This is a genomic window from Brevibacillus laterosporus LMG 15441 (genome assembly GCF_000219535.2).
Classification (GTDB): domain Bacteria; phylum Bacillota; class Bacilli; order Brevibacillales; family Brevibacillaceae; genus Brevibacillus_B; species Brevibacillus_B halotolerans.
Map to the genome: position 1 here is coordinate 2,153,985 of NZ_CP007806.1, position 16,419 is coordinate 2,170,403.

Annotated in this window: 2 protein-coding genes; both read left to right on the forward strand. The window is 42.1% G+C overall.

Annotation, left to right across the window (positions count from 1 at the left end):
* Window positions 1–14: 14 nt before the first annotated feature.
* Complete coding sequence (locus BRLA_RS09975) at window positions 15–6,014, forward strand: SDR family NAD(P)-dependent oxidoreductase (RefSeq protein WP_003337214.1); 6,000 nt, start codon at window positions 15–17, stop codon at window positions 6,012–6,014.
* A gap of 67 nt (window positions 6,015–6,081) precedes the next feature.
* Entirely contained in the window at window positions 6,082–16,419 is a 10,338-nt protein-coding gene (locus BRLA_RS09980) for an SDR family NAD(P)-dependent oxidoreductase (RefSeq protein WP_003337215.1), read from the forward strand.

A 16,419-nucleotide genomic window follows, 5' to 3' on the forward strand; every position in this document is an offset into this window, starting at 1 on the left:
TAGAGAGGTAAAACATGAAAAATGATGATCAATTCATTTATGTGACTAAGCAATTGGGCGATATGGATAAGCTTCTCATCAAATTAATGTGGGAAAAATGTAGAGGGATACAGATGTTTACATCTAACTCCTTCGATCCAGCAACTGTCATTACAAGAATAGGAATCATCGATTTATATAAAAAATGGGTAGATGAGACGCTTGCTATATTTACGAGGAGTGGGTATTTGTCATTTGACGGCGAAACGTATACAGTCACGAAACATACATCTATTGAAGATACCAGCTCTTGGAAAGAGTGGGAATACCGAAGAGAAGAGTGGCTAAAGGATGATAACCTAAAATCTCAGGTTGTATTGGTAGAGACGATGCTAGGTGCATTACCTGACATGCTTACAGGGAAACAACCTGCCACCGATATCATGTTTCCCCAGTCATCTATGACTTTGGTGGAAGGAGTATATAAGCACAATTTACTCGCAGATTACTTTAATGATGTACTCGCTGAAAAAATAGTCGCGTTTATGCAGGAACGTATCAATCAAAGTAATGTTACAAGTAAATCAATCCGAATCTTAGAGATTGGAGCCGGGACGGGGGGAACCAGTGCTAGTGTTCTTCCTAGACTAAAGCCGTTTCAGGAGTATATCGAGGAATATTGCTATACAGATCTTTCTTTGGCTTTTCTTAGACATGGAGAGAAGGAATATGGCTCAGAGTATCCATTTGTCACATGTAAGATTTTTAATATTGAACAACCTGTTGCGACTCAGGATATTGATCCGAACGGATATGATTTGGTCATTGCTACAAATGTTGTGCATGCCACGAAAAATATCCGTCATACGCTACGCAATGTAAAAGCGGCAATGAAAAATAATGGTTTATTGCTATTAAATGAAATAGCTGATCGTTCTGTGTTTACACATCTTACCTTTGGCTTTTTACAAGGCTGGTGGATGTATGAAGATACAGCTCTACGTATTCCGGGCTGCCCAGGCTTATATCCAGATATCTGGAAAAAGGTACTAAAATCGGAAGGCTTCCATTCTATTGACTTCCCCGTAGATGAAAAAAACGATTATAAGCAACAGATTATCTGTGCAAAAAGCGATGGAGTCACCTTACAGCTTCAAGAACTCGGCCCTGTTACAGCTATGGCAGACAACAAACAAGACGAGAGAAAGACACCGGTTGCTCATAAGGGGCATCAACAAAAGCAGTCTGAAGGGGAAAGTCCGAAAGACAAGCTGGGGCATATGGATATAACGGATCAAATGATCGAGGAGCATCTTATCCAGATAATCCGAGAAAGCATTTCTGAAGAATTGAAGATCAACGAGGCAATGATTCACAATGATCAGAGTTTTTCGGAGTACGGTGTAGATTCCATTATAGGCATTCAACTTATTCAGCGCATTAATAATAAATGTCATACACGGCTGCAAACGACTGTTGTCTTTGATTATAATAACGTAAATCAATTGGTTCACTACATGATAACGGAATATAGACAGACATTAGTAGCTCTTTTTGATATCCAAAAACCTATGGATGTCTCAAGCTCAACGAAATGGAACAAAGAAGAGGACATGCAAAACAATCAACGAACAGTTACTGCAACTAGTGAAAAAATGATCCAAAAAAGTGATTCTATAAAAGCTGGCATGAAACATTCGAATGAACATTCATCCCTTAATAGGGAAAGGTCTACGTTTCATAGGGTGCTTATTGAATCCCCAGGGGGAATCGATGATATTCAGATTGTAGAATCAGATATTTTAGAATTGAAAGAAGATGAGGTAAGAATTTCGGTTCGAGCTTTTTCCTTAAATTTTGGGGACCTATTATGTTTACAAGGCTTATACCCGACTATGCCCCCCTATCCGTTTACTCCTGGATTTGAAGCTAGTGGTGTAGTAGTTGAAGTGGGGAGTGCAGTGAGCACGATCCGTCCTGGAGATGAGGTTGTGTATTGCGGGGGAGAGCATTTGGCTGGACAGGCCAGTTTACTTACATGTAAGGCAGCCTATGTTTTTCCTAAGCCTTCTTCGCTGTCCTTTGAGGAAGCATGCTCCTTACCGGTTGTATCGATGACGGTGATAGCTGCTTTTCGTAGAGCGCAGGTAAAGAAAGGCGAAAAAATTCTCATCCAAACAGCGACGGGCGGAGTTGGACTTATTGCTGTTCAACTGGCTAAGCATTATGGAGCTGACATTTATGCGACTGCAAGCTCTGAGCATAAGCTAGAGTATGTAAAGCAAATGGGTGTGTCACATGCGATTAATTACATGGAGTCTGATTTTGAGCAAGAAATCTCTCGACTGACGAATGGTAAGGGTGTTGATGTCGTCATCAATACGTTAGCAGGAGATGCTATTCAAAAAGGCTTAGGCTGTCTAGCAAGAGGTGGTAGATACATTGAAATTGCGATGACAGCACTGAAAAGCGCCCGAGAGATTGATTTGTCCATTTTAAACAACAATCAATCTTTTATAAGCCTTGATCTGAGAAAATTGATGCTGGAGCAGCCTAATGCACTACGTGATTATCGAAACGAGATGCTTCGATTAATAAAGGACAATGTGATTCAGCCGACTATCTATCAAGTATTTTCATTTGACGAGATAAAAGAAGCTTACCAATGTATGAAAAATCGAGAGAATATCGGAAAAATAGTCGTACAGCTACCTAAGCGATACCAATATAAACCAGCCCTAGCTATCCAGAGAGACCCCATTGCGATTATTGGGATGAGTGGAAGATATGCAAAATCTAAAACGGTTCATGAGCTATGGGAGCATCTAGCAAAGGGCCATGACCTCGTAGAAGACGTATCGCGTTGGGATCTCTCACCGTATTACGAAGAAGATGCATCCTATTGTAATCAGGGCAGTTTTGTTGATCGAATCGACCAATTTGATCCACTCTTCTTTAATATCTCAGGTGTTGAGGCCATGTATATGGACCCGCAGCAACGAATCTTTTTGGAGGAATCCTGGAAAGCATTAGAGGACGCTGGATATGCAGGAGCGGGAGTTCAGGGTAAAAAGTGTGGCGTGTATGTGGGCTGTAGCGGTAAAGACTATCAAAATTTATTCGATACGAAGCCTCCTGCCACTTCGTTTTGGGGAAATGCGGCTTCCATCATTCCAGCACGCATTGCATACTATCTCGATTTACAGGGTCCAGCGATAGCTGTAGATACTGCTTGTTCTAGTTCGTTAGTAGCGATCCATCTTGCTTGTCAAAGTCTTTGGACAAAAGAAATAGAAATGGCATTGGCCGGCGGTGTATTCCTTCAATCGACCCCTGCTTTTTACTTAGAGTCGAATCGAGCAGGGATGCTGTCTCCTGCTGGTCGCTGTCATACCTTTGACGAACGGGCGGATGGTTTTGTTCCCGGTGAGGGAGCGGGGGTCATCATACTGAAACGTTTGTCTGATGCCATCGCGGACCGGGATCATATTTATGGAGTGATTCGTGGTTCGGGAGTCAATCAGGATGGCAGTACAAATGGCATTACCGCACCTAGCGCCAAATCACAAGAACGATTGGAGCGAGAGGTATATGATACCTTTAACATTCAGCCCCGACACATTCAAATGATCGAGGCCCATGGAACAGGCACGAAGCTGGGGGATCCCATCGAATTTCAAGCCTTGACGCGGGCATTTACGAAATACACGGATGAAAAAAATTATTGTGCAATCGGATCAATAAAAAGTAACCTTGGACATTTAGCCTTTGCGGCCGGAGTCACAGGCATCATTAAAATTTTATTGTCTTTACAGCACAAACAGATTCCACCAACGCTACACTTTCAGAAGGGAAATCCAAATATCGAGTTTGAAGATAGTCCCTTTTATGTCAATACCGCACTGACAGAGTGGACGGCTGAACCAAACAAGAAGCGCTGTGCAGCTATTAGCTCATTTGGCTTTAGTGGAACAAATGCACATACGGTTATTGAAGAAGCGCCGAGAAGACAGCTAACATCCTCACCAAAATCAGGCTATTTACTAACATTATCCGCTCGTACACAAGACCAGTTAAAACAACAAGTAGAACAGATCATTCAGTATTGTGAAAAAGCAGAGCAGATTCACTATGGAGATATGAGTTATACCTTATTGTTGGGAAGAAAGCACTTTAATCACCGCTTAGCCATTGTGGTTCACGAGCGCAATGAACTCGTACAGGTCTTGAAAAGATGGCTAGAAAAAGGAAAAGCACCAGATGTATATACCTCTATCGTAAATAAAAATGAACAACGCGAGCAAATCGCATTAAAACGCTACGGAAATGAATGCTTACGAAATATAAATGGGGATATGACTGCCAATGAATATATGGAACAACTGTCTATTCTCGCGTCCTTGTATACCCAAGGATATGAATTAGATTTTGAGCATCTATTTGAAGAAGATCACTTTGCGAGAATCCCGCTTCCAACTTATCCGTTTGCTAAAGAGTTTTACTGGGTGCCTGAAAGAGACGTGGATGTCATTGGGGATGAGAATAAAGCAAGTCAAGGAACAGCAAATGAAATGCCTTCATTAGTGCCACCACATACATCCGAGATACAAGAAAAAGTGAGCCAGTCTGATAAGCTTTCCGCGATTGATGAAGAAGCTATTATGGTAGCGCCCGTTTGGGAGCCACTTTGTTATGACAAGCAGCAAATGATTCCTGGGCTACATGAAAATCTCGTCATAGTCGGAGGCAATGAAAGCATCTGGAATGAAATCCGAAAGCAATACCCGCATGCGCGTGTGCTATCCATTCATCATGATGATCCAGTTGAGGAAATGGTCCAGATATTCAGCCAGCTCGATCCCATCGATCATATGTTATGGATTGCACCAGAGGAGCAGTTGCCATCCCTCGCAGACGACAGCATCATCGAGGGACAGGAAAAAGGGGTAATTTATCTCTTTACAATCATCAAAAGCCTGTTAGCCCTAGGTTACGATCGTAAACAATTAGGCTGGACGGTTATTACCCAAAAAGCACAGCCTCTTCATAAATACGAGGAGGTAAATCCAACCCATGCCAGTATTCACGGCTTAATGGGGACGCTGGCCAAGGAATATAGCCATTGGAAAATCCGAGTCATTGACCTAGAATCCCTAGCGAGCTGGCCCATGCAGGAGCTGTTTACCCTGCCAAGTGATGCAGACGGGAACCCTTACGTTTATCGAGAACAGCAATGGCATCAGCAGGAGCTGGTTCCTGTACGTTATAACCAGCAGGAGGAAACCCTGTATAAAACCGGTGGCGTGTATGTGGTGATTGGAGGCGCCGGGGGAATTGGCGAGGTATGGAGTGAATACGTGATTCGAATGTATGAAGCTAAGGTGATTTGGATTGGCAGAAGAGAAAAGGATGCCAATATTCAAGCAAAGATAGACCGACTAGCATCAATTGGCCCTACACCTAGCTATATCGCGGCAGATGCAACAGACCAAGAAGAGCTGTACCGAGCCTATGAAGAAATCAAACAGCAATACGGCCCCATTCATGGAATCGTCCATTCTGCCATCGTACTGCTGGATAAAAGTCTAGCGAATATGGAGGAGGAAAGATTCCGAGCTGGGCTTCGTGTCAAAGTAGACGTGAGTGTGAATATAGCAGAGGTATTTCAGGGTGAGCCGCTTGATTTCGTGTTATTTTTCTCGTCAATGAATTCGTTTGTCAAAGCCGCTGGACAAAGCAATTATGTAGCAGGCTGTACATTTAAGGATGCTTTTGCCAGTCAATTAGCTCTGGAATGGCCATGTGCCGTAAAGGTGATGAACTGGGGATATTGGGGAACGGTAGGTACGGTAGCATCCGAGGAGTATCAAAGACGGATGAAAAGCAGAGGGGTTGGTTCGATTGAGCCTGCAGAAGCAATGAAAGCATTAGAGGCCCTTTTGGTCGGACCGATGAACCAATTAGCGTTTGCAAAAATGACTACATCTTCTACGTGGATAAACGTTAACAAGGAACATTCTTTTGTTTTGATGTAATAAAATAACTCTAATGTGAAATAAAAGGTTTTTAGCTTATCGAATCTTGATGTGTGGAGAGATGAACATGCAAGCATTCCAACGTAAAGAAATATATGAAGAGAAACAACAAATGGAAGTAATCCAGGGATTATTGTTGAAGCTGCTGATGGCTCAATTGTCAAATATGGGTTTACTCTCAAGGAAATCTCCCTCTCGTTTTCAAGCGCAAACCGAATTACCGGATTTTTATGACAAATGGCTGAAGGTAAGTTTAGATTTTTTGGCTGAGGAGCAGTATATCAAACAAACGGAAGAAACATTTCACGTATGTGGCGAAGCTCTAGTAGCCCAGGAATTACTCTGGAACGAGTGGGAGACTAAGAAGCGTGAGTGGATGAAGGACAGTAGCATAAAGGCGAAGGTACTATTAGCTGAAACAATGCTACGTGCATTGCCCGATATTTTGACTGGATCAAAAAAAGCTACCGATATCATGTTTCCTCATTCCTCTATGGAACTGGTTGAGGGAATTTATAAACATAATCAGATGGCAGATTATTTTAATAATGTGCTAGCTCATACCGTCATTTCTTATGTACAGGATCAGATAGACCACAAATCCAATGTGAAGCTTCGAATATTAGAAATTGGAGCCGGTACAGGAGGTACAAGCGCTAGCGTTTTACAAACATTAACACCCTATCACGACTACATTCAGGAATACTGCTATACGGATATTTCCAAAGCGTTTCTCATGCATGGAGCAAAGGAATATGAGCTTAGCCATCCTTTTTTAACCTTTAAAATGCTAGATATCAATAAATCGGTCACCGAGCAGAAGGTAGATATAGGTGGTTATGATGTGGTCATCGCTGCTAATGTTCTGCATGCAACTCCCAACATCCATCAAACGCTAAGACATGCAAAAGCCTTGTTAAAGAGAAATGGAATCATTGTCATAAATGAAATCACAGAGAAGACATTGTTTCACCATCTTACATTTGGGCTACTAGAGGGATGGTGGCTATATGAAGATGCGAAACTGCGAATCCCAGGCTGCCCAGGGCTAAGTGCAGAAGGATGGAAAAAGGCATTAACAGTAGAAGGCTTTACCTTTGTCTCATTTCCGACTATTGATGCACAGGAGCTGGGTCAACAAATTGTTTCTGCCAAAAGTGATGGACTTATACGATACAAACAAGACTTTCAAAAACAAGCAAGCACGGATCAAAAAAGAAATGAGAGAAAGCCTGCGGCATCCAACCAACAAAGAGTTGCCTCTACAGAGCATCAGGAAATCGAAGCTAAAATGCTTGATTCTGTTAGGAACACGATTATTCAAAAGCTTTCAGAATCACTACTAATTGATGCTCACATGATTGATCAGCATGAATCGTTTTCTGATTATGGAGTAGATTCCATTACAGGGGTAAAGCTGGTACAAGCAATTAATCAAGCCTTGCATATTACATTAGATACGACTACGTTATTTGATTATAGCTCAGTCACTTTATTAGCTTCGCATATTATTGCGGAGTATAAAACGGTCATCATGCAGAAGTTATCTAAAAATATAGAACAGGATGCAACACCAATCACGATGCTGGCAGAGGAAACAAAATATCAAGAAGATATGACTTCTCAGCCTGTTTCAATTGGCGAAACTGAATCTGACAGTGGTGTTACAAATACAAGGAATCAAACGGATATAGCTATCATTGGTATGAGTGGGCGATTCGCAAGATCAGAAACAGTCCAAGATTTATGGAAGCATCTTGCTAGTGGCAGCGATTTAGTCGGAGAAGTATCTCGCTGGGATTTATCTGAATATAATAAGCAGGGTATGAGCGACTGTCATCAAGGCAGCTTCTTAGAACATATCGATCGGTTTGATCCACTTTTTTTCAATATCTCAGGCTCTGAGGCTGAATATATGGACCCACAGCAACGAATCTTTTTAGAAGAAACGTGGAAGGCCTTAGAGGACGCGGGATATGCTGGTGCGGGTGTTCAAGGGAAAAAATGCGGCATCTACGTAGGATGCGGTGCGAATGATTACCAACAGCTACTTGGCCATAATCCACCACCACAGGCCTTCTGGGGTACGGCTAATTCCATCATTCCGGCACGAATTGCTTACTATTTGGACTTGCAGGGTCCGGCCATCGCTGTAGATACAGCATGCTCAAGCTCTCTAGTAGCCATTCATCTAGCCTGTCAGGGTTTATGGGCAAACGAAACGGAGATGGCCATAGCGGGTGGCGTATTCATTCAATCAACACCGGGAATCTATCAATTTACAAATCGTGCTGGAATGTTATCTCCTACAGGCCGCTGCTATACATTTGACGAGCGTGCTGATGGCTTTGTGCTTGGTGAAGGAGCAGGGGTGGTTGTACTTAAACGACTTTCAGATGCGATAGCTGACCGTGATCATATTTATGGGGTTATTCGTGGCTCAGCTATTAATCAAGATGGGACTACCAATGGAATTACAGCACCCAGTGCGAAATCCCAGGAACGTTTAGAGCGAGAAGTATATGATACGTTTCAAATTAATCCACAGCACATCCAAATGGTTGAAGCGCATGGCACAGGAACAAAGCTTGGTGACCCCATCGAATATAGGGCGTTGACACGAGCCTTTAGCAACTATACAAATGAGAAAAATTATTGTGCAATCGGATCAATAAAAAGTAATATAGGACATTTAACCTTTGCGGCAGGGGTAGCAGGACTTATTAAAATCTTGTTGTCCTTACAGCAAAAACAAATTCCACCAACACTGCATTTTGAGAACGGTAATTCGAATATTAATTTCCAAGAAAGTCCCTTTTATGTAAATACCAAGCTTAGCAATTGGTCTGTGAAACCAAGCATGAAACGTTGCGCCGCCATCAGCTCCTTTGGATTTAGTGGTACAAATGCACACATGGTTATTGAAGAAGCGCCATATGTAAAGAAGACTTCTGAAATCAAACCAGGCTATGTAATCACTTTATCTGCTCGTACAGCAGATCAGCTACATCAGCAGGTGAAACAACTCATCAAGTATTGTGAACATACGGATCAGATTGATTATGGCAATATGAGCTATACATTACTCATGGGAAGAAAACACTGTACTCATCGTCTAGCTTGTGTTGTGCATGAGCAGAATGAGCTTGTGGATGCCTTAAAAAAATGGATAGAAACAGGGGAAGCAACTGGGGTATATGCTTCTGTTGTCGATAAAAAGGGGCAGCACGAACAAATAGCGATGAAGCAATATGGGAATGAATGCATTCAAAAAGTAAAGATTGAAACAGATGCCAATGCTTATCTACAACATTTGTCTACCGTGGCGTCCCTGTATACGCAAGGCTATGAGTTAGAATTTGAGCCATTATTTTTACAAAATCATTATTCGAGAATCCCTCTTCCAACCTATCCGTTTGCAAAGGAGCGTTATTGGATACCAGAAGAAGAGGATAATCAGCCTAAAAATGTTGGGCCGATCAACAAGATAGTTCTTGAGCCAGTCTGGCAGGAACAACAAATCATTCAAAAAAAGCACGTACCTAATTACGATCAGCACCTTGTAATGCTTGGTGAACCATTTGCCCATTTACATGCTCAGTTAGTAGCACAATCAAATGGGATTACCTTTATCCCGTTACATTCAGATAAGACCAGGCTCGAACAAAGGTTTGAGTGTTATGCTGTGGAAGCTTTTCAAACCGTACAGCAAATGATCCAGTCCAAACCAAAAGGGAATGTTTTGATTCAAATCGTTGGCTCTTATCAAGGAGAACAGCAGGTTTTTTCAGGACTTGTAGGATTATTGCAAACAGCCAGATTGGAAAATCCCAAAATTCTTGGACAAATGATTGAAATCGAGCAAGGAGTCAGCCACACCGAACTGATTGAAAAAATAATCAATGAAAAGCAATATCCTGAAGACAGGCATATTCGATATGAAAAAGGCAAACGGTGGGTCGCTAGTTGGAAGGAACGCGAAGACGTAGCGAAAGCCGTTACGATTCCTTGGAAGGATCAGGGCGTCTATCTTATAACGGGTGGAGCTGGCGGAATAGGACTTATTTTTGCAGAAGAAATTGTGCAAAAAAGCAAAAATGTAACGGTAATTCTCACTGGCAGGTCTGAATGGAAGGAAGAGAAAACAGCGAAGTTACAGGAACTGCAATCATTAGGTGCCAAAATTATTTATAAGCAAGCTGATATGTCGAAAAAGGATGAAGTAGAGAACTTGGTTACACAAATTAAGGAACAGGTTGGAAGTCTACATGGGATTATTCATAGTGCGGGAATCATTCAAGATAATTATATTTTGAAGAAAAATACGGATGAGGTAATAAACGTCCTTTCTCCCAAAGTAGCAGGAACCATTTACTTGGATGAAGCTACCCAAGACATTCCATTGGATTTCTTCCTTTTATTTTCATCCATGTCAGGAGCCATTGGCAATCCTGGACAAGCAGATTATGCGATGGGGAATGCGTTTATGGACAACTACGCTGAGTATCGGAATCAACTGGCTCATGCAGATCAGCGTAAGGGTCTGACCTACTCCATTAACTGGCCGCTTTGGAAGGAAGGCGGTATGCATGTTGACCTGGAAACGGAAAAAATGTTACGGAATAGTACCGGTATGATTGGGATTGAATCTAAAACTGGCATTGAAAATATCTATCAAATGTTTACAGCTAAAAGGAATAGATTGGTGCTTTTACAGGGAGATGTTCCTAAGCTTAGGTCTTATTTTACGACAAAGCAAGCGATGAAAATGGAGACTACTATGAAGCAAGCTGTTCCTCAGATCGACAAGGCTGTTCTAGAGGAAAGAACCCAGATGAAATTGAAAAATCTGCTTGGGGAACAGTTAAAGATAAGTGTTGACCAAATTAATGCTTTCGAGACTTTAGATCAATATGGAATTGATTCACTGGTCATTATGGAGCTGAATCAAAAGCTGGAAGGCATCTTTGGGGAATGCTCAAAAACGATTTTCTATGAATATCAAACCGTGCAGGAATTAACGCAATATTTTACTCAACAGAATCTGGAGCAGTGTCTGGAATGGACAGGACTAGCTCAGACACGGAAGATTGAGACACAGATACCAGCACCAGACCAAGGTATGATAAAAGAATTACCGAGTCAACAAATCACTAGTAATCAAACAAAACAATTACCTAGCTATGTGCCCATGGAGCAAAATACGCCAGATCAGCTTGAACCAATTGCGATCATTGGCATGAGTGGTCATTATCCGCAGGCAAGCACTTTGCAACAATTCTGGCATAACCTTACTCAGGGTAAGGATTGTATCGTAGAAATCCCGGAGGAGCGCTGGTCAACGGAAACGTTCTATGATCCGAATCGAAAAGACGCTTTTGCTAAGGGAAAAAGCTATTGCAAATGGGGTGGCTTTCTCCAAGATTTCGCCAGTTTTGATCCTTTGTTCTTTTCTATCTCACCTCGTGAAGCAATGAATATGGACCCGCAGGAACGTTTATTCATTCAGACTTGCTGGGAAGCTCTAGAGGATGCAGGATATACCAAGGAGCTACTAGCATCGCGACATAAGGGACGAGTGGGTGTATTTGCTGGCGTTACGAAGACAGGGTTCCAGTTATATGGTCCACCGCTATGGGAGCAGGGGGAGGAGTTATTCCCGTATACCTCATTTAGTTCTATTGCGAATCGAGTATCGTATTTACTTAACCTAAAAGGCCCAAGCATGCCAATCGATACGATGTGTTCCTCCTCTCTAACAGCTATACACGAAGCGTGTGAGCATATCCGTCATGGAGCATGTGACATGGCTATAGCCGGTGGGGTTAATCTATATTTGCATCCATCTACTTACATTCAATTATGTGGCCAACAAATGCTTTCTGCAAAAGGAAAATGCAAAAGCTTTGGACAAGCTGCCGATGGTTTTGTTCCTGGGGAAGGGGTAGGTGCGGTTTTATTAAAGCCTCTTTCAAAAGCTCTTGAAGATGGTGATCAGGTTCATGCCTTAATCCGTGCAACGAGCATTAATCATGGAGGAAAAACAAATGGGTATACAGTACCAAATCCAGTAGCCCAGGGTGAGCTTGTACGAGAAGCAATGGAGAAAGCAGGTATAGATGCTCGAACGATCAGTTGTATCGAAGCTCATGGCACTGGGACGGAGTTAGGAGATCCAATAGAGATTACAGGCCTTCAGCAGGCCTTTAGTAAAGATACGCAAGATACGAACTTCTGTGCAATTGGCTCTGTGAAGAGTAATATTGGTCATTTAGAGGCCGCAGCAGGTATAGCAGGGGTAACAAAAATTATTCTTCAAATGAAGCATCAGCAGCTAGTTCCAAGTTTGCATGCCCAGGAATTAAACCCAAATATCAATTTTGCCAAAACTCCCTTCACGGTTCAACAAAAGCTCAGCGAATGGAAGAGACCTGTCATCGAAATAAATGGGGTAGCCCAAGAATGCCCCAGAATTGCGGGTATATCATCCTTCGGAGCGGGAGGAGCAAATGCACATGTAATCGTGGAGGAATTTATCCCACACGAAGAAGCTCAATCTAGCGGTTCACACGACAACCATCCTGTCATCATTGTTCTTTCTGCCAAGAATGAAGAACGCTTGAAGGAGCAGGGTAACCAATTATTGGCTGCACTTCAGGAGCAAGCCTATACCGATCGTGATTTGCCACATATAGCGTATACGTTACAAACAGGAAGAGAGGCAATGGAAGAACGTCTAGGAATGATTGTGGAATCTATCGGTGAGCTTGAAGAGAAGCTTAGGGGCCTGTGTAATAATCAAGCGAATATAGAAAATGTGTACCAAGGGCAAGTGAAACAAAATAAAGAGACAGTATCTATCTTTCTTGCCGATGAAGAATTACAAGAGGCAGTTCAAAAGTGGATAGAGCGTAAAAAATATGCAAAATTACTGCGCTTATGGGTAAAGGGCTTGAATATAGACTGGAACGAATTATATCGGGAAAATAAGCCCCGGAGAATAAGTTTGCCCACCTATCCTTTTGCCAAAGAACCATATTGGATTTCTCCATCTCGCAAGGGTTCAGCATCTACCTTTGGAAAGGCCTTAACGGAATCAAGTCATCACAGCAAAATAACATCACGTGCGACTTGCTTTGTCAAAAAGCATTGGAAGCTAGCTAGTGTAACTAAATCGAAGGAATTACATGGAACCATTGCCATTTTAACAACGAATGAAACAGAGGCGCTAGCGAAGCGAATCTCCGAACGTATTACAAATACACGAATCATAAATATGTATGAAATGCCACGAAAGCTAGACCAATCACAAGAAGAGTGGAAAAAATATGCCGGTATTATTGATCTAGCTGGATGTGGCGCTACAAATCAGACCGATATGCGTTGGCTATTCACACTTCAACATATAATCGGGCTAGGAAAAAAAGAAGCTATCGTGCTTTTATGTGTCACAAAAGGGCTGGAATCTTTTAAAAATGGCTCAATAAATGTAGCAGGAGCTTCACGGGTTGGGTTGTATCGTACGTTACAAAGTGAATACAGCTATGTTTGTTCAAGACATATGGATGTAGAACGACATCTTGAGGATCATGTGCTAGCAGATCAAATCGTCGAGGAGCTATTTGCAGAAAGTCAGGATGTGGAGGTTTGTTACCGGGATGGACAGCGATACCGTGCTTATCTGGATGTAGAACACAGCAAAATGGAAAAAAGTCAAAAGCAGAATTTCCCGTCTACCCATGTGTTATGGATTACAGGAGGAACAAGAGGACTCGGATTATTATGTGCAAGGCATTTTGTGGAAAACTATGGTGTGAAGCAAATTGTGCTAACTGGGCGGGAATCGTTGCCGCCGCGGGAAGCATGGGATTTATATAAGGAACAACAATCATCTACGGCTCATAAAATTAGAACCATTGAACAATTGGAACAGTTAGGAGCCAAAATCCAAGTATTGTCCATCGCTTTATCAGACAAGGATGAGGTACGCAGTAGTGTAGAGAAAGTGAAACGCACGATGGGGCCAATAGGCGGGGTTATTCATTGTGCGGGCTCTGTAGATCTAGAAAACCCGGCATTTATTCGAAAATCCTTAGAAACAATCAATCAAGTGCTAGAACCTAAGATTCAAGGATTAAACATACTCTACAACAGTCTCAAAAAAGAGCCATTACAATTCTTTGTATTGTTTTCATCCGTTTCTGCCATTGTTCCTAGCTTAGGAGCGGGTCAAAGCGATTATGCGATGGCGAATGCCTATATGGACTATTTTAGTGAAGCTCATGCCCATTCCTGCCCAATTGTGAGCATTCAATGGCCAAGCTGGAAAGAGACTGGTATGGGAGAAGTGAAAAGTAGCGCTTATGAACAATCTGGAATGCTCAGTATGACAAATAAAGAAGGGCTTTCCCTCCTTGATCAGATTTTAGCTAATAAGCTGGGACCGGTTATTCTTCCCGCTATGATTCAAGAGGCAATTTGGAAGCCAGAAACGCTTATGCAAACGCAGAAAAAAGTTACTGGTGAACAGCATGCTCAGGGAAAGCAAGAAATCCTGACTAACGAGGAATTTGCTCACGACGAGCTAATGCAGAAAACTCAAGCGTGGCTACTCACCTTATTTTCAAAGGAATTCATGCTAGATGCTTCCCAGTTGGATGCTGATAGCCTATTTCAAGAATATGGCATGGATTCTATCTTATTAGCACAAATTATTACGAAAATGGACCGTGAATTAAAGGTTGTGGCCTTAGATCCTTCTATCCTGCTGGAATATCCAACAATAGGACGTCTGGCTGCCTATTTGATCGAAACCTACCCAGATGTAGTAGCGACATTATTCTCAATCAAAAGGAAAAAGACTCATGTAACACCTATGATTGAACATAATCGCGTCGCAGAATCAGAACGATCCGATGTAATCGATGAACATGAAAATAAGCTGAATCATACGGATAAAATTGCTGTCATCGGCATAGCTTGTCATTTTCCAGATGCGAAGAATGCAAGAGAATATTGGGCAAATCTAATGGCGGGAAAGGACAGTATTCGTGAAATACCAAAATCTCGTTGGGATAGTAAAAAGTTATACACCTTACACGATTACACCGAAGGAAAAACGAAAAGGAAATGGGGAGGCTTCCTAGATTCAATTGAGGATTTTGATCCTGATTATTTCCATATTTCAAAATCCTTAGCCACTCAAATTGATCCATTGCAACGACAATTGTTAGAGGTGAGTGCAGAAGCGCTTCTTGATGCTGGTTACAAGGAAAAAGAACTGTGGAATAAGCAAGTAGGAGTTTTTGTAGGTTCGAGAGCTAGCAATTTTTCTCAAAAGCTGGATCAAAGCACGAAGGATACCATTGTGGGAACCGGGCAAAACTTCATTGCAGCGCATTTAGCCCATGTATATAACTTTAAAGGACCTAACATGGTGATTGACACGGCTTGCTCAAGTTCATTAACAGCTATTCATCTTGCTGTAAGAAGCATTCAAAATAAAGAGAGTGAGCTTGCTTTAGCAGGGGGAGTAGACATTCTATTAGATGAATCACCTTATCTTGCTATGAGTGCAGCTAATGTATTATCCCCGGATGGGCGTTGCAAAACCTTTAGCGCCGAAGCCGATGGAATAGGTCTAGGAGAAGGCTGCGGAGTCCTCATTTTAAAGCCTCTACAGCAAGCCATCCGAGATAACAATAAAATTTATGGCGTGATTGAGGGCTCAGCGATTAATAATGATGGCAACACAATGGGCATTACAACTCCAAATCCAGAGGCGCAGAGAGAATTGATTGAAAAAGCGATTGTAGATGCAAAAATAAACCCTGAGACCATAAGCTATGTGGAAACACATGGTACTGGCACTTTAATTGGAGACCCGATTGAATTAAAAGCTTTGACCCAAGTATTTAAGAAGCACACGATGCAAAAGCAATTTTGTGGTGTGGGCAGTGTGAAAAGTAACATCGGGCATTTGATGAGTGCTGCAGGGGTAGCCAGCTTTATTAAGGTATTGTTATCGCTTGTTCATGAGGAGCTTCCTGCCACCTTGCATTGTGAACACCCGAATCCACGTTTTCATTTTGAGGATTCACCATTTTTTATCGTGCAGGAGCCAATGAAATGGACAAGTAAATATGCTGTTTTACGAGCAGGAATTAGTGCGTTTGGATTGGGCGGAAACAATGCTCATATCATTGTGAGTAATGAAGGTATTCCCCGAACACATCGAGTACCTCTGGAAAGTATCAATCCAAACATATTATTCCAAAGAAGAAGATACTGGCCAGAAGGAAGGCAAGAGGCAGTTAATATAGGAGAACATGAACGAAATAACAAACGAACCGAGGAAAACCTTGCCTATTATAAGCCGATCCGAGTGGAGCGTAGGGGAGAATAA

What these genes read in the sequence shown, in the direction of transcription:
- BRLA_RS09980 (WP_003337215.1), top strand. Translation starts at nt 6,082, where the DNA reads ATGCAAGCATTCCAACGTAAAGAAATATATGAAGAGAAACAACAAATG.
- BRLA_RS09975 (WP_003337214.1), top strand. Translation starts at nt 15, where the DNA reads ATGAAAAATGATGATCAATTCATTTATGTGACTAAGCAATTGGGCGAT.